This is a genomic window from Streptomyces sp. NPDC090045, assembly GCF_044747975.1.
Taxonomy (GTDB): domain Bacteria; phylum Actinomycetota; class Actinomycetes; order Streptomycetales; family Streptomycetaceae; genus Streptomyces.
This window is the reverse complement of the sequence record NZ_JBIVFA010000007.1, coordinates 67,868-83,283: the sequence shown is the minus strand read 5'-3', so window position 1 is coordinate 83,283 and position 15,416 is coordinate 67,868. Positions and strand designations below refer to the sequence as shown.

Annotated in this window: 14 protein-coding genes and 1 riboswitch; of the genes, 10 read left to right on the top strand and 4 right to left on the bottom strand. The window is 70.5% G+C overall.

Going from position 1 to position 15,416, the window contains the following annotated elements:
• Nucleotides 1-306: 306 nt before the first annotated feature.
• From glyA to gcvT, 3 genes are all read right to left on the bottom strand, one after another.
• A complete protein-coding gene (glyA, locus tag ACIPYQ_RS20090; protein ID WP_401252868.1) occupies nucleotides 307-1,563 on the bottom strand; it encodes a serine hydroxymethyltransferase in 1,257 nt (418 codons plus the stop codon).
• 15 nt (nucleotides 1,564-1,578) lie between these two features.
• Nucleotides 1,579-1,959, bottom strand: coding sequence for a glycine cleavage system protein GcvH (gcvH, locus tag ACIPYQ_RS20085; RefSeq protein ID WP_361768428.1), 381 nt, complete (start codon nucleotides 1,957-1,959; stop codon nucleotides 1,579-1,581).
• 112 nt (nucleotides 1,960-2,071) lie between these two features.
• On the bottom strand, nucleotides 2,072-3,187 hold the full coding sequence (gcvT, locus tag ACIPYQ_RS20080; RefSeq protein ID WP_351584754.1) for a glycine cleavage system aminomethyltransferase GcvT: 1,116 nt from the start codon (nucleotides 3,185-3,187) through the stop codon (nucleotides 2,072-2,074).
• A gap of 140 nt (nucleotides 3,188-3,327) precedes the next feature.
• A riboswitch (glycine riboswitch) is annotated at nucleotides 3,328-3,431 on the bottom strand.
• 206 nt (nucleotides 3,432-3,637) lie between these two features.
• Here gcvT and ACIPYQ_RS20075 point away from each other — a divergent pair.
• From ACIPYQ_RS20075 to ACIPYQ_RS20030, 10 genes are all read left to right on the top strand, one after another.
• A complete protein-coding gene (locus tag ACIPYQ_RS20075) occupies nucleotides 3,638-4,306 on the top strand; it encodes an AAA family ATPase (RefSeq protein WP_401252864.1) in 669 nt (222 codons plus the stop codon).
• A gap of 210 nt (nucleotides 4,307-4,516) precedes the next feature.
• Entirely contained in the window at nucleotides 4,517-5,251 is a 735-nt protein-coding gene (locus tag ACIPYQ_RS20070; RefSeq protein ID WP_361765130.1) for an enhanced serine sensitivity protein SseB, read from the top strand.
• 56 nt (nucleotides 5,252-5,307) lie between these two features.
• A complete protein-coding gene (locus ACIPYQ_RS20065; protein WP_361765133.1) occupies nucleotides 5,308-6,048 on the top strand; it encodes an enhanced serine sensitivity protein SseB C-terminal domain-containing protein in 741 nt (246 codons plus the stop codon).
• A 445-nt stretch (nucleotides 6,049-6,493) separates the two neighbouring features.
• Nucleotides 6,494-7,492, top strand: a complete 999-nt coding sequence (locus tag ACIPYQ_RS20060; RefSeq protein ID WP_319722088.1) for an ABC transporter permease — start codon at nucleotides 6,494-6,496, stop codon at nucleotides 7,490-7,492.
• Between the two features lie 131 nt (nucleotides 7,493-7,623).
• Nucleotides 7,624-9,324 (top strand): ABC transporter substrate-binding protein, encoded by a 1,701-nt coding sequence (locus tag ACIPYQ_RS20055; protein WP_361765230.1) that lies wholly within the window; start codon nucleotides 7,624-7,626, stop codon nucleotides 9,322-9,324.
• Between the two features lie 141 nt (nucleotides 9,325-9,465).
• The gene (locus tag ACIPYQ_RS20050) at nucleotides 9,466-10,473 is read left to right on the top strand and encodes an ABC transporter permease (protein ID WP_361765137.1); all 1,008 of its coding nucleotides are present in this window, start codon (nucleotides 9,466-9,468) and stop codon (nucleotides 10,471-10,473) included.
• A gap of 131 nt (nucleotides 10,474-10,604) precedes the next feature.
• Nucleotides 10,605-11,615: an ABC transporter ATP-binding protein gene (locus ACIPYQ_RS20045; RefSeq protein WP_401253402.1), complete on the top strand. Its 1,011-nt coding sequence runs from the start codon at nucleotides 10,605-10,607 to the stop codon at nucleotides 11,613-11,615.
• Between the two features lie 8 nt (nucleotides 11,616-11,623).
• Nucleotides 11,624-12,718, top strand: coding sequence for an ABC transporter ATP-binding protein (locus ACIPYQ_RS20040; RefSeq protein ID WP_401253399.1), 1,095 nt, complete (start codon nucleotides 11,624-11,626; stop codon nucleotides 12,716-12,718).
• A 132-nt stretch (nucleotides 12,719-12,850) separates the two neighbouring features.
• Nucleotides 12,851-13,507, top strand: coding sequence for a trimeric intracellular cation channel family protein (locus ACIPYQ_RS20035; RefSeq protein ID WP_327416555.1), 657 nt, complete (start codon nucleotides 12,851-12,853; stop codon nucleotides 13,505-13,507).
• 47 nt (nucleotides 13,508-13,554) lie between these two features.
• Nucleotides 13,555-14,409 carry a thioesterase family protein gene (locus ACIPYQ_RS20030; RefSeq protein ID WP_401252859.1) on the top strand — a complete coding sequence of 285 codons (855 nt, stop codon included), beginning with the start codon at nucleotides 13,555-13,557 and terminating at the stop codon, nucleotides 14,407-14,409.
• On the opposite strand, the gene ACIPYQ_RS20025 is transcribed toward ACIPYQ_RS20030, so the two are convergent.
• On the bottom strand, nucleotides 14,297-15,295 hold the full coding sequence (locus ACIPYQ_RS20025; RefSeq protein WP_401252856.1) for a BTAD domain-containing putative transcriptional regulator: 999 nt from the start codon (nucleotides 15,293-15,295) through the stop codon (nucleotides 14,297-14,299). The genes ACIPYQ_RS20030 and ACIPYQ_RS20025 overlap by 113 nt on opposite strands.
• Between the last annotated feature and the right edge of the window lie 121 nt (nucleotides 15,296-15,416).

Genomic DNA, 15,416 nt, shown 5'->3' with positions numbered 1-15,416 from the left:
ACGCGGTGAGGTGAACGGCTCGGCTGCCGGACGAGGTGGGAAGGATTACGTGGACAGGTCGGGCGGGTGCCGACTCACACTCCGGAGCCGCCTCGTGGTCCCGTACGGCCGTGGCCGCGGCGGGCCCGCGCCGCCGGGCGGCGGAAGGGGTGGGGGAGGGCCCCTGCGCCGTGCGGGGGCTGGGGCCGGGGCAGGTGTGCAGGCGCGGCGACGGGGGTGCGGGGTGCCGTCCGCCTGGTACTCCTGCTGGTCATGGGAAGGGCCCGGCCCTGTCCGCGAACAAGACCGGGCCCTTCACGCCGTCGCTTAGAGCGACGGGTACAGCGGGAACTTCGCGGCGAGCGCCGAGACGCGCGCCTTGAGGGACTCGGCGTCGTACGTCGGCTTCAGCGCCTGCGCGATGATCTCGGCGACCTCGGTGAAGGCCTCGGCGTCGAAACCGCGGGTGGCGAGGGCCGGCGTACCGATCCGCAGACCCGAGGTGACCATCGGGGGCCGCGGGTCGTTCGGGATGGCGTTGCGGTTGACCGTGATGCCGACCTCGTGGAGGCGGTCCTCGGCCTGCTGACCGTCGAGCTCGGAGTTGCGCAGGTCGACCAGGACCAGGTGCACGTCGGTGCCGCCGGTGAGGACGTCCACGCCCACGGCCTTGACGTCGTCCTGGACCAGGCGGGCGGCGAGGATCTTCGCGCCCTCCAGGGTGCGCTCCTGGCGCTCCTTGAACTCGGGCGAGGCCGCGACCTTGAAGGAGACGGCCTTGGCCGCGATCACGTGCTCCAGCGGGCCGCCCTGCTGACCCGGGAAGACCGCGGAGTTGATCTTCTTGGCCAGCTCCTGCGTCGACAGGATGACACCGCCGCGCGGACCGCCGAGGGTCTTGTGCGTGGTGGTGGTGACGACGTGGGCGTGCGGCACCGGGTTCGGGTGCAGCCCCGCGGCGACCAGGCCGGCGAAGTGCGCCATGTCGACCATCAGGTACGCGCCGACCTCGTCCGCGATGCGGCGGAAGGCGGCGAAGTCCAGCTGGCGCGGGTACGCGGACCAGCCGGCGACGATCAGCTGCGGCTTGGACTCCTTGGCGAGGCGCTCGACCTCGGCCATGTCCACCTCGCCGGTCTCGTCGACGTGGTACGGGACCACGTTGTAGAGCTTGCCGGAGAAGTTGATCTTCATGCCGTGGGTCAGGTGACCGCCGTGGGCCAGGTTGAGGCCCATGATCGTGTCGCCCGGCTTCAGCAGCGCGAACATCGCGGCGGCGTTCGCCTGCGCACCCGAGTGGGGCTGCACGTTCGCGTGCTCGGCACCGAACAGCGCCTTGATGCGGTCGATCGCGATCTGCTCGACGACGTCGACGTGCTCGCAGCCGCCGTAGTAGCGGCGGCCCGGGTAGCCCTCGGCGTACTTGTTGGTCAGGACCGAGCCCTGGGCCTCCATGACGGCGACCGGAGCGAAGTTCTCCGACGCGATCATTTCCAGGGTGGACTGCTGGCGAACGAGCTCGGCGTCGACGGCGGCGGCGACGTCCGGGTCGAGCTCGTGGAGAGGGGTGTTCAGTACAGACATCAGGGTCCCCTGGGGTCAGTTACCGGCGGTGAGCTGGGTGTACTCCTCGAAGGACAGGGTGTCCTTCGGCTCCTCCGAGAGGCGCACCTTGAACAGCCAGCCGCCCTCGAACGGGGCCGTGTTCACGAGCGCCGGGTCCTCCACGACGTCCTGGTTGGCCTCGACGACCTCGCCGGAGACGGGGGAGTACAGGTCGCTGACCGACTTCGTCGACTCCAGCTCGCCGCAGGTCTCGCCCTCGGTCACGGTCTCGCCGACCTCGGGGAGCTGGGCGTAGACGACGTCACCGAGCGCGTTGGCCGCGAACTCCGTGATGCCGACCGTCGCGACGCCGTCCACGGCGTCCGACAGCCACTCGTGCTCCTTGGTGTAACGCAGCTTCTCGGGGTTGCTCATGACCTGATTCTCCTGGATGCGGGGGAGTGGATACGAACGGTGGTCTCGGGTACTGAGACGCTGCCGGACGGGGTTCCCGTACGGCTCGTGCACGGCTGGACCGTGTGCGGAACTACTTCTGCCGCTTGTAGAACGGCAGCGCCACGACCTCGTACGGCTCATGCGTACCGCGAATGTCGACGCCGACGCCGGAGGTGCCGGGCGCGGCGTGCGCCGCGTCCACGTACGCCATCGCGAGCGGCTTGCCCAGCGTCGGGGACGGGGCGCCCGAGGTGACCTCGCCGATGACCTGACCGTCGGCGACGACCGGGAAACCGGCGCGCGGGACGCGGCGGCCCTCGGCGATCAGGCCGACCAGCTTGCGCGGCGGGTTGGTGGCGGCGCGCTCGGCGGCGGCCTCCAGCGCGGCGCGGCCGACGAAGTCCCCCTCCTTCTCGAACTTCACGACCCGGCCCAGCCCCGCGTCGAAGGGGGTCAGGGAGGTGGTCAGCTCGTGCCCGTACAGCGGCATGCCCGCTTCCAGGCGCAGGGTGTCGCGGCAGGACAGGCCGGCCGGCACCAGGCCGACGCCCTCGCCCGCCTTGGTCAGCGCCTGCCACAGCTCCACGGCGTGTTCGGGGGCGACGAACAGCTCGAAGCCGTCCTCGCCGGTGTAGCCCGTACGCGCGATCAGCGCGGGCACGCCCGCGACGGTGCCCGGCAGGCCTGCGTAGTACTTGAGGCCGTCCAGATCGGCGTCCGTGAGGGACTTCAGGATGCCGGGGGACTCCGGGCCCTGCACCGCGAGCAGCGCGTACGCGTCGCGGTCGTCGCGGACCTCGGTGTCGAAGCCGGCGGCGCGCTCGGTCAGGGCGTCGAGGACGACCTGCGCGTTGGAGGCGTTGGCGACGACCATGAACTCGGTCTCGCCGAGGCGGTAGACGATCAGGTCGTCGACGATCCCGCCGTCCTCCTGACAGATGTGCGTGTAGCGGGCGCGGCCGACGCCGACGGTGGAGATGTTGCCGACCAGCGCGTAGTCGAGGGCCTTGACGGCCTCCGGGCCGGTCAGCGTGATCTCGCCCATGTGGGAGAGGTCGAAGAGACCGGCCTTGGTGCGTACGGCGTTGTGCTCGTCGCGCTCACTGGCGTACCGCAGCGGCATGTCCCAGCCCGCGAAATCGGTCATGGTCGCACCGAGCGAGCGGTGCAGCGCGTCGAGGGCGGTCAGACGGGGGGCAGTGCTCATGGGTGTGGCTCCCGAGTCCCAGGGCATGACATGACGAGGAGGGTCCTCCCCATCTGTCATCGGAACCTGAGAGGTTCGCCGAGAGTTCCTCGGCTTGCACCTTGGGTGGAGCTGCCGAGCAGCTCGCTTTTCAGATCTGCCTCATCCACGCGGTACGGGGCCTGAGAGATTCAAGGGAGGATCTTGCTCCTTCGGCGCCCGCGCACGGCCTTGCGGCGTGCCGGGACTCTCCCGCGCGGATTCAAGCGGCCGGTATGCAGTTGGTCCAGATGGCGCACATCATTGCACGCCATGCCCGTGATCGGGCGGAGGGGTCCGAAAGTTCGTACGGTACCCCGAGAGGACGGACCGGAACCGGGGCTGCCGGATTACCGTCTCTTTACACTCAGTGGGCAAGGGTCCTGGTGACCCGATTCGGGGGAGGCGAACACTGTGCGGAGATTCGGAGTGGTGACGACGACGGGAACCGTGGACGCGGTGCCGGCGCAGCGCGGCGCGCGCGGACGGGACCACGAGCGCGAGCGGGCGGCGGGCCCCGGCATCCGCCCCGTACGCGACCTGCGCGGCCCCGCCGTGCACGGTCCGCAGCGGCTCGCCTTCGCGGACGGGGACATCGTCGTGGTGTCCGGCCTGCCCGGCGGCGGCAAGAGCACGCTGATCAAGCGGGCGGCGGCCGAGGGCGGCGCCGTCGACTCCCAGGACACCCGTGAGCGCTGGGAGCGGCGGATGCCGGCCGCGCTGCCGTACGCGGTGTACCGGCCGCTGGTGCGCGCCGCGCACTACTGGGGGCTGGTGCGGCTCCTGCGCTCCGGAGCCTCCGTGGTCGTCCACGACTGCGGTACGCAGAGCTGGGTGCGCGGCCTGCTGGCGGCGGCCGCGCGGCGCCGGGGGCGGGCGCTGCACCTGCTACTCCTCGACAGCAGCCCCGAGGAGGCCCTCTCCGGGCAGGCCGCGCGGGGGCGGCGGGTCTCGGCCTACGCCTTCGCCCGCCACCGCGGAGCGGTGGGCCGCCTCCTGCGCGAAGCCGAGGCGGGCCGCCCGCCGCACGGCTGCGCCTCGGTGACCCTGCTGGACCGCCGCTCGGCCGCCGCCGTGACGGGCATCGCCTTCCACACGTGAGCCGGGCTGGATCATCCAGCCTCGCCGGCGGTTGAGGCGCGGGGTCTGGGGCGGGGCCCCGGGCTTTTCAGCCCCGCCGGCGATTGAGGCGCGGGGTTCGGGGCGGAGCCCCGGTCTTTTCGGCTCCGGCGGCCCCCCGGCGGCGGCGCGCCGCGCGGGGCCGGTACCCTGCGGGGCGACACGCGCGGGATCAGGCAAAGGCAGGGGCACATGCAGGGCAGCGGCTGGCCGGGGAATGAGCTGGAGCAGGTGCTCGGGGCGGCGCTCGGGCACCCGGACGCCGGCGGGCGGATCCTGGAAGTGCTCGGACGCAGCCAGGTGTGGGTCCCCCTGCCCGGCGGCGGCGGCCCGGACTCGGCCGATCTCACCCTGCCCACGATGGACATCGGCGGGGCGGCGTACGTCCCCGTCTACACCTCCGAGGCCCAGTTCCTCGCCTGTGCCGGCCCCGGCATGGCCTTCGCCGTGGCCCCGGCCGTGGAGTTCGCCCGCGGCCTGCCCCCGCAGCTCGGCATCGCGCTCAATCCCGACGGCGCCGTCGGCGTCCCGCTGCCCCCGCCCGCCGTCGCGGAGCTCTGCCGTACCGGCCGGACCCCGCTCGACGGCCCCTCCACCGGCGGCCGCGTCCGGCTCTACGAGCCCGACTGGCAGGAGGACCCGGTGGACTTCCTGGCCGCCGCCACCGAGGAGTTCCGGGCCACCGGCGTGGTCGCGGCCGCGCACCGCTGCCTCGCCAGCGTCGAGGGCGGGGCGCCGGAGCTGTTCATCGGTGTCCGCCTGGTGGGATGGGAACCCGAGATGCGCGAGGCCCCGATGGAGGCCCTCGGGCGGGCCCTGACCCGCGTCCCGCCGCAGTGGCCCGTGCAGTTGATCCTCCTCGACGCCGCCCAGGACCCGGTCACGGACTGGATTCGTGAGCGCGTACGCCCCTTCTACGTCCCGTAGGGCCGCTTAAGCTGAGGGGCACGCGTGGACGACGGGCGGACGAAGAGGGGTACCGGGTGAGTGCGTCAGGCACGGCCGCGGCCGGGCAGGTCGAGCACATGATGCGCCAGGTGACTCCCGGGCGCTATGAGAGCTACGAGTCACTCCTGCATGCCCTGTCCGAGGGCCGGCTCTGGATGCTGCTGTGGCAGGGGCAGCCGGGTTCCCCGGACGCCCAGTACGGCGGCATGGAGGTCGAGGGCCTCGGTTACGCGCCCTGCGTCACCTCCCCGCAGGAGCTGGCCGCCAGCGGCTGGAACCGGGGCTACGAGGTGGTCACCGGGCGGGACATCGCCCGCGCGCTCTACCCGGACCGCTGGGGCCTGTGGCTCAATCCGCACGCCCAGGGCGGCGGCCTCGGCGTGCCGTGGGCCGACCTGCGCCGGATCGCCACCGGCCTGGACCGGATGCCGGCCGGCCCGCTGCGGCTCTCCGAGCCCGCCATCGAGCTCCCGCAGTTCTACGGGCTGCTGACCCAGCACGCGCACCGCACGCCCGCCGTCCGGTCGTTGCGCCGCGCCTGGGTGCAGCCCGCGCTCGGGTCCCCGTACCTCGCGGTCGGGCTCGACCTGTACGACGCCTCCGCGCCCGCGCTGGAATCCGTACGGGAGATGATGCGGCAGTCCGTCGGGGTGGTCCCCGAGGGCGTTCCGGTGTGCACGGTCGCGCTGGCCGACGAGCACGACCCGGTGGCGATGTGGCTGCGCGCGCAGACCCGCCCCTTCTACGACCGCGAGGGCCAGGCGCCGGCGTACTGATCGCCTCACCCCCGCATCCGCATATCGAGACATCCGCCTCGAAGGCCGCACCGGACCCATCGGTGCGGCCTTCGGCATATCCGCTGAATAGACCCAAGATCCATGCACGAAAAGGCAGTTGGGACGGATGTCCGTTCCGCGCCGAACGTGAGCTCTTGAACCGCTCAGGCGGGTGCGCCGTTCGGATAACGGAAGTCGACACGTCACATCACGGTTGCGCATCACATCCCCGTCGGGTCTGGCGGGTGATCGAGAGACCGTTGAAGACTCCCCCCACTGAGAGGGCCCAACCAGCGGGTGCCCACTCTTCATCCGCATTTCGCGAGCAGTATCCGTAGCGACGAACCGCCGGCAACCAGCGACAACCGCGCCATGAAGTGAACCAGGCCGTCACAGCGGCTGGCAGGGGCCGGCCACCAGCCGGCCGAGAGGGGTCCCCACCACGATGACGGCACCTACCGAGACCAGCGGGCCCGCGCGGCCCCAACCCGGCGCCAGCCCGGACGGGGCGAAGCAAGGGGCGATTGAGGGCCGCTCGCTCGGCCGGATCGCCTGGACCCGCCTCAAGCGGGACCGGGTCGCGATGGCCGGCGGGATCGTCGTCCTCGTCCTGGTCGTGCTGGCCGTTCTCTCGCAGCCGATCCAGGCGATCTTCGGCCTCGATCCCGACGCCCTGCACCAGGACCTGATCGACCCGTCGCTCGCGACCCCCATCGGCTCCTTCGGCGGCATCAGCTGGTCCCACCCGCTGGGCGTGGAACCGAAGTTCGGCCGTGACATCGCCACCCGCATCCTGGAGGGCTCCTGGGTGTCGCTGCTCGTGGCCTTCGGTTCGACGCTGCTGTCCGTGGTCATCGGCTCGGTGCTGGGCGTCGTCGCCGGTTACTACGGCGGCTGGGCCGACACCGTCATCAGCCGGATGATGGACACCTTCCTCGCCTTCCCGCTGCTGCTGTTCGCGATCTCCATCTCGGCCGCGCTGCAGGGCGGGGCGTTCGGACTGGAGGGGCTGCCGCTCCACATCAGCGTGCTGGTGTTCGTGATCGGCTTCTTCGGCTGGCCCTACATCGGGCGCATCGTGCGCGGGCAGACACTGTCGCTGCGCGAACGGGAGTTCGTCGACGCGGCCCGCTCCCTGGGCGCCCGGGGCCCGTTCATCGTCTTCAAGGAACTGCTCCCGAACCTGGTGGCGCCGATCCTCGTCTACGCGACCCTGCTCATCCCCACCAACATCCTTTTCGAGGCGTCCCTGAGCTTCCTGGGCGTCGGTATCCAGCCCCCGCAGGCCTCCTGGGGCGGAATGCTGAGCGAGGCCGTCAGGTACTACAAGGTCGACCCGATGTACATGGTCGTGCCGGGCCTGGCGATCTTCATCACCGTGCTCGCCTTCAACCTGCTCGGCGACGGTCTGCGGGACGCCCTGGACCCCAAGAGCCGCCGCTGAACCGTTTCCTCGGGCGCGGCCGGGCCACCGCCCACCCCATCACCACTCCACTCTGAATCAGGGGGCTTAACTCCACCATGAAAAGCAGGTCGAGATCAGCTGCGGTGCTCGTGGCCGCCATCAGCATCGCCATGGCCGCCTCCGCGTGCAGCGGCGGGGACAAGACGGGCGAGGGTGACGGCAAGGGTTCCGCCGCCGCCAACGCAGCCGTCACGGGTGTCGTCAACGCCTCGGACAAGAAGGGCGGGACGCTCATCTACGAGGCGTCCGACACGCCCGACTCCTTCGACCCGGGCAACACGTACTACGGCTTCGTCTTCAACTTCAGCCGCCTGTACGCGCGTCCGCTGACCACCTTCGCCCCCGCGCCGGGCGCCGAGGGCAACAAGGTCGTTCCGGACCTCGCCGAGTCCCTGGGCGTCGCGAGCGACGGCGGCGCCACCTGGACGTACAAGCTCCGCAAGGGCGTGAAGTACAGCGACGGCGCCGAGGTCACCTCGAAGGACGTCAAGTACGCCGTCGAGCGCAGCAACTTCGCCCGCGACGTCCACTCCAACGGCCCGAGCTACCTGGCCCAGTACCTCAAGGACAACGAGCCGAAGTACGAAGGCCCGTACAAGGACAAGAGCGCCGAGGGTCTGAAGTCCATCGAGACCCCGGACGACCACACCATCGTCTTCAAGCTCAAGCAGCCCTTCGCGGAGTTCGACTACCTCCTCGCCAACCCGCAGTCGGCCCCGGTGCCGAAGGCCAAGGACGACGGCGCGGACTACGTCAAGCACATCATCTCCTCCGGCTCGTACATGTTCGAGAGCTACGAGCAGGACAAGCAGGCCGTCCTGGTCCGCAACCCCAACTGGGACGCCGGCAACGACCCGCTCCGCAAGCAGCTGCCGGAGAAGATCGTCGTCAAGCTGAAGGTCAACCAGGAGACGATCGACTCCAACCTGAAGGCCGGCAACTCGCACATCGACATCGTCGGCAACGGCGTCGCCCAGCAGACCCAGTCGGAGCTGCTGAGCTCGAAGGACCCGAACACCGACAACGCGCAGGGCGGTCGCCTGGTCTACATGGCGATCAACACCAAGGTGGCGCCCTTCGACAAGGTCGAGTGCCGCAAGGCCGTCCAGTACGCCGTGGACAAGGTCTCGGTGCAGACCGCGTTCGGCGGACCGGTCCGCGGCGCCGTCGCCAGCACGGTGCTGCCGACGGACATCCCGGGCCACGTCGACTTCGACACCTACAAGACCCCGGACAACAAGGGTGACGAGGCCAAGTCCAAGGAACTGCTGACCGCCTGCGGCCAGCCGAACGGCTTCGAGACCACCATCACGGCCCGCAACGACCGTGCCGGTGAGGTCGACATGGCCACCGCGATCCAGGCCTCGCTGAAGAAGGTCGGGATCACCGTCAAGATCCAGCAGTACCCGGCCGGCAAGTACTTCAGTGACTACGCGGGTGTCCCGAAGTTCACCGAGGACAACAAGATCGGCCTCATGATGATGCAGTGGGGTGCCGACTGGCCGACCGGCTTCGGTTTCCTCCAGCAGGTGGTCCACGGCGGTGCGATCGGCAAGACCGGTAACACCAACCTGTCGCAGCTGAACAGCCCCGAGATCAACGGGATGCTCGACGCCAACATCGCCAACACCGACCCCGCCGCCCGCGAGAAGGTCTACGGCGACATCGACAAGAAGGTCATGGATGAGGCGGTCATCGTGCCGCTGACCTACTTCAAGGTGCTGCACTACCGCTCGCCGAAGATCACCAACGCGGTGTCGAACCCGGCCTGGAGCGGCCAGTACGACTACCTCAACGTCGGCCTGAAGTAAGTCCGAACCCAGTAAGGCCCGACCTTTCAGCCCGATCTGCCAGAACCGTGGAAGGCAGGTGAAGGCAGCAGTGCACGCCGGCTCGTGCGGCTCCCCCGACCGGGGAGCCGTACGGGCCGGCGGACGCCGAAGCCGACCCTCGTGTTTGTGTACATCGTCCGGCGGATGATCGCCGCGGTGGCCCTGCTGCTCGTCGTCAGCGCGATCACCTTTGCGATTTTCTTCCTGCTGCCCAGGCTGGCCGGCGGCACCGTCGACTCGCTCGCCACCCAGTACATCGGCAAGAACCCCTCACCGGAGTCGATCGCCGCGGTCAAGAAGAACCTCGGCCTCGACCAGCCCCTGCACCAGCAGTTCTGGGAGTTCCTCAAGGGGATATTCGTCGGCCGCGAGTTCAACTTCGGCCCGCAGCCCTCGCAGTGCCACGCGCCCTGCCTCGGCTACTCCTTCAAGGACCACGTCGAGGTCTGGCCCCAGATGGTGGAGCGCCTGCCGATCACGGCCTCCCTGGCCTTCGGCGCGGCCGTCGTCTGGCTGGTCACCGGCGTGACCACCGGCGTCATCTCCGCCCTGCGGCCGGGCTCGCTCTTCGACCGCGTGGCCATGGGCGTGGCGCTGGCCGGCGTCTCGCTGCCCATGTTCTTCACCGGCGTCCTGTCGCTGGCGCTGTTCGTCTTCAACTGGCCGATCTTCACCAACGTGTACGTCGACTTCTCCGACGACCCGGCCGGCTGGTTCCAGGCGCTCGTCCTGCCCTGGTGCACCCTCGCCTTCCTCTACTCGGCGCTCTACGCCCGCCTCACCCGGGCGGGAATGCTGGAGACGATGAGCGAGGACTACATCCGTACGGCCCGCGCCAAGGGCCTGCGGGAGCGCGTGGTGGTGACCCGGCACGGACTGCGGTCCGCGCTGACGCCGATCATCACCATCTTCGGCATGGACTTCGGTCTCCTCCTCGGCGGCGCCATCGTCACCGAGACCGTCTTCTCGTACCACGGGGTCGGCGAGTACGCCTATCAGGCGATCGCGGTCAACGACCTCCCGAAGATCCTCGGCGTGACGCTGTTCGCCGCGTTCTTCATCGTGTTCTGCAACCTGGTGGTCGACCTCGTCTACGCCATCATCGACCCGAGGGTGAGGCTGTCGTGACCGACCCGACGAAGCCCGTCAGCGGTGCCGGTCAGGGCACCGAAACCGGCACCGGAACCGGCACCGGAACGACCACCGGCACTGCGGCGGCCCCCGACGCGTCGCCCGGACCCTTCCTCGACGTCCGCGACCTGCGGGTCCACTTCCCCACGGACGACGGCCTGGTGAAGTCGGTCGACGGTCTCTCCTTCCAGCTGGAGAAGGGCAAGACCCTCGGCATCGTGGGCGAGTCGGGCTCCGGCAAGTCCGTCACCTCCCTGGCCCTCATGGGCCTGCACCGCGTCGGCAAGGGCGGCCGCTCCAGCGCCTCCCTCTCCGGCGAGATCTGGCTCAACGGCAAGGAGCTGCTCTCCGCCGACCCGGAGGAGGTGCGCCGGCTGCGCGGCCGGGAGATGGCGATGATCTTCCAGGATCCGCTCAGCGCGCTGCACCCCTACTACACCATCGGCTCCCAGATCGTGGAGGCCTACCGGGTCCACCACCAGGTGAGCAAGAAGACCGCCCGCGCCCGGGCGGTCGAGATGCTGGACCGCGTCGGCATCCCCGAGCCCCACAAGCGGGTGGACAACTACCCGCACGAGTTCTCGGGCGGCATGCGCCAGCGCGCCATGATCGCGATGTCGCTGGTGAACAACCCCGAGCTGCTCATCGCGGACGAGCCGACGACCGCCCTCGACGTCACCGTCCAGGCGCAGATCCTCGACCTCATCCGGGACCTGCAGAAGGAGTTCGGCTCCGCGGTCATCATGATCACGCACGACCTCGGCGTGGTGGCCGAGATGGCCGACGACATCCTCGTGATGTACGGCGGCCGGTGCGTGGAGCGCGGTTCCGCCGAGAAGGTCTTCTACGAGCCCCGGCACCCGTACACCTGGGGCCTGCTCGGCTCGATGCCCCGCATCGACCGCGACCAGACCGAGCGGCTCATCCCGGTCAAGGGCTCGCCGCCCAGCCTGATCAACATCCCGAGCGGCTGTGCCTTCAATCCGCGCTGCCCGTACGCCGACGTGCCCGACGACGGGATCACCCGCACCCTGCGGCCCGAGCTGACGGAGGACGGGAACAAGCACTGGTCCGCCTGCCACATGTCGACGGAGCAGCGGACCCGGATCTGGACCGAAGAGATTGCGCCGAAGCTGTGACCGAGGACATGAAGAAGAAGGACGCCCCCGGTGTCCCCGCGCAGCGGGCGGAGCAGGAGGGGCCGCTGCTCAAGGTGTCCGGGCTCACCAAGCACTTCCCGATCCACAAGGGACTGCTGCGCCGCCAGTCCGGTGCGGTCCAGGCCGTCGACGGCCTCGACTTCGAGGTGCGGCGCGGTGAGACCCTCGGGGTCGTGGGCGAGTCCGGTTGCGGCAAGTCCACGATGGGCCGGCTGATCACCCGGCTGCTGGAACCCACGGGCGGGAGCATCGAGTTCGAGGGCCGGGACATCACCCACCTCGGGGCCTCGGCCATGCGGCCGCTGCGCCGGGACATCCAGATGATCTTCCAGGACCCGTACGGCTCGCTGAACCCGCGGCACACGGTCGGCACGATCGTCAGCACCCCCTTCAAGCTCCAGGGCGTGCAGCCGGAGGGCGGGCTCAAGGCGGAGGTCCAGCGGCTGCTGGCGCTGGTGGGCCTCAACCCGGAGCACTACAACCGCTACCCGCACGAGTTCTCCGGCGGCCAGCGCCAGCGCATCGGCATCGCCCGCGCCCTGGCCCTGAACCCGAAGCTGGTCGTCGCGGACGAGCCGGTCTCGGCGCTGGACGTGTCGATCCAGGCCCAGGTGGTCAACCTGCTGGACGACCTCCAGGAGGAGCTCGGCCTCACGTACGTGATCATCGCGCACGACCTGTCGGTCATCCGGCACGTGTCCGACCGCATCGCCGTGATGTACCTCGGCAAGCTCGTCGAACTGGCCGACCGGACCGCGCTCTACGAGAACCCGATGCACCCGTACACCAAGGCGCTGCTGTCGGCCGTACCGGTGCCGGACCCGCGCCGGCGGGGCGCGAAGAGCGGGCGCATCCTGCTCAAGGGCGACGTGCCCTCGCCGATCTCGCCGCCGAGCGGCTGCCGCTTCCACACGCGGTGCTGGAAGGCCACGCAGATCTGCACGACGCAGCAACCGCCGCTGCTGACCCTGAAGACGGGCCACCAGGTGGCCTGCCACCACCCGGAGAACGCCCCCGACCAGGCCCCGGGCGACAAGCCCCTGCCGGGCGCGGCGGACGCGGTGACGAAGGCGACGGAGTAGCAAACCGGCGGGGCTGGACCATCCAGCCCCGCCGGCGTTTGAGGCGCGGGGTCTGGGGCGGAGCCCCAGGTCCTTGAGCCGCGCAGACCCCACCCGTCACCCCGGTGGGAGCCAAGGGGCGACAATGAGCCCGTGCTCCACGATCTCTTCCCGCCCGGGGTCCAGCATGCGCTGGACCTCGCCGGCATCTTCGTCTTCGCCACCGCCGGCGCCCTGCTCGCCGTCCGCAAGAACTTCGACGTCTTCGGCATCGCCGTCCTCGCCCTGGTCACGGCCCTCGGCGGCGGCCTCTTCCGCGACCTCGTCATCGGCGCCGTCCCGCCGGCCGCCTTCGGCGAGCTCAGCTTCTTCGTCACGCCGCTGATCGCCGCCGCGCTCGTCTTCTTCCTGCACCCCGAGGTCCAGCGGATCAACCGGGCCATCAACGTCTTCGACGCCGCCGGCCTCGCGCTGTTCTGCGTGACGGGCACGACCAAGGCCTACGAGTACGGCCTCGGCCTCACCGCGTCCGCCGCGCTCGGTCTCGCCACGGCCGTCGGGGGCGGCGTACTGCGCGACGTCCTCGTCAACGAGGTGCCCTCGCTGCTGCGCGACCGCGAGATGTACGCCGTGCCCGCCACCGTCGGGGCCGCGATGGTCGCCGTCTTCATCGCCCTGGACTCCCTCAACGCCGTCACGACCGGCCTGGCGATCGTCACCACGTTCGTCCTGCGGATCCTCGCCATGCGCTACCACTGGCGGGCCCCGCTGGCCTGGAACCGGCGCTCTTCGGTGGCCGAAGAGCCGTAACAGAAGAAAGCTACCGCTTAGTAGCAACCCGGTGTACCGTCGTTTACATGTCACACGCAGCTGCCAAGGCATCCATCGGCGACAGTGAGTTCGACCGCGACACCAGCATCACCGCACGCGCGGGCGAGCCCGGGGTGTACGACGCGGAACTCTCCGCCGGGTGGACGATCATCGCCGCCGTGAACGGCGGCTACCTGCTGGCCCTGGTCGGCCGGGCCCTCTCCGCGGCCCTCCCGCACCCGGACCCCTTCACCGTCTCCGCGCACTACCTGACCTCCTCCGTGCCCGGCCCCGCCGTGATCCGCACGCAGGTGGTACGGGTCGGCCGCACCCTCTCCACCGGCCAGGCCTCGCTCTTCCAGTACGACGAGAGCGGCGCCGAGGTCGAGCGCATCCGCGTCCTCGCCTCCTACGGCGACCTCGCGGCCCTGCCGGACGACGTGCGCACGGTCGCCGCGCCGCCCGTCATGCCCGCCTACGAGGACTGCATCGGCCCCGAGGCCGGCCCGGCCCCGATCCCCGGCAGCTCCGCCATCGTGGACCGGCTCCGGCTCCGCCTGGACCCGGCGACCGCGGGATGGGCCGTCGGCGCGCCGTCGGGCAAGGGCGAGATGCGGGCCTGGTTCGAGCTGGCCGACGGCCGCGACGCCGACCCGCTGTCCATGCTCCTCGCGGTGGACGCGCTGCCGCCGACTGCCTTCGACCTCGGCCTGGTGGCCTGGACCCCGACGGTGGAGCTCACCACCCACGTCCGCCGCCGCCCGGCCCCCGGACCGCTCCGGGTCTCCATCACCACCCGCAACCTGGCCGGCGGCTTCCTGGAGGAGGACGCCGAGGTCTGGGACTCGACCGACCACCTGGTCGCCCAGTCCCGCCAGCTGGCCCGCGCCCTCCGCGGCTGACGCGGTACACCGCGCACAGCCGGGCGAGCGGGTTCAGGACCCGCTCGCCCGGCACATCCAGCCGTTGATGGCGAAACGACTGTCCTCGTAGGCGCGGGTGGGACAGATCACGGGCCGCACCTCGTGCAGGGCGGTGGGCCGGAAGAACACGATGGAGCCGCCGGAGCTCTTCGCCGGGATCGAGCCCCAGCTCGCGGACCAGCCCCGTCCTCGTCTCGTCGTACACGCGCAGCGCCTCGCCACGGCGGTCCGAACGGTAGAGGGCGACCATGCGCAGCGCGGTCAGCCGCTCATGATGCGGATGTTCCGCGGCCGCCCGCGCCAGCTCCTCGAGCATGGTGCTCCACTGGCCCAGCGCGAGCCGCGCCTCGGCGCGCTGAGTGATCGCCGACAGGTGCAGTTCGTCGTACGCGGCGCCGAGGCGGCGCACCAGCGGCTCCGGTGCGGTGCCGGCCAGCACCGGACCGCCCCACTCCGCGAAGGCCCGGGCAAGATGCCGCAGACGCCGTGCGGGATCGTCGGTCTGCTCGGCCTCCTGCAAGGAACAGCGGAAGCGGTGCACGTCGACGGCCATCTCCTCGCCGGACAGCGCGTATCCGCCGTCCGCCATGGACAGCACGAAACCGTGCTGATGGGCCCCCGCCTCCAGGAGACGGCTGCGCAGCCGCGAGACGTGAACCTGCATGCTGGAGCGGGCGCTTGACGGCGCGCTGCCGTCCGCCCAGAGCAGCTCGACCAGCCGGCCGGCCGGAACGGTCCGGCCGATGTCCAGGAGCAGCAGACCGAGCAGGATCCGCTCCCGCCGCCGTCCGATCTGCAGCGAAACGCCGTCAAGGTGCCATTCGAGCCCCCCGAGAATCCGGAACCGCATCCCGTCCAGCGTCATCCGCTCATGATCCGGTCCACCAGGACGAGGAGCAAGGGGCTTTGGCAAGGCGTTGGCAAGGCCGTGGCTGGTCGGTGGCCAGAACGTCTTGCGAACCTCGCACTCTCCTGAGCCAGGGAGG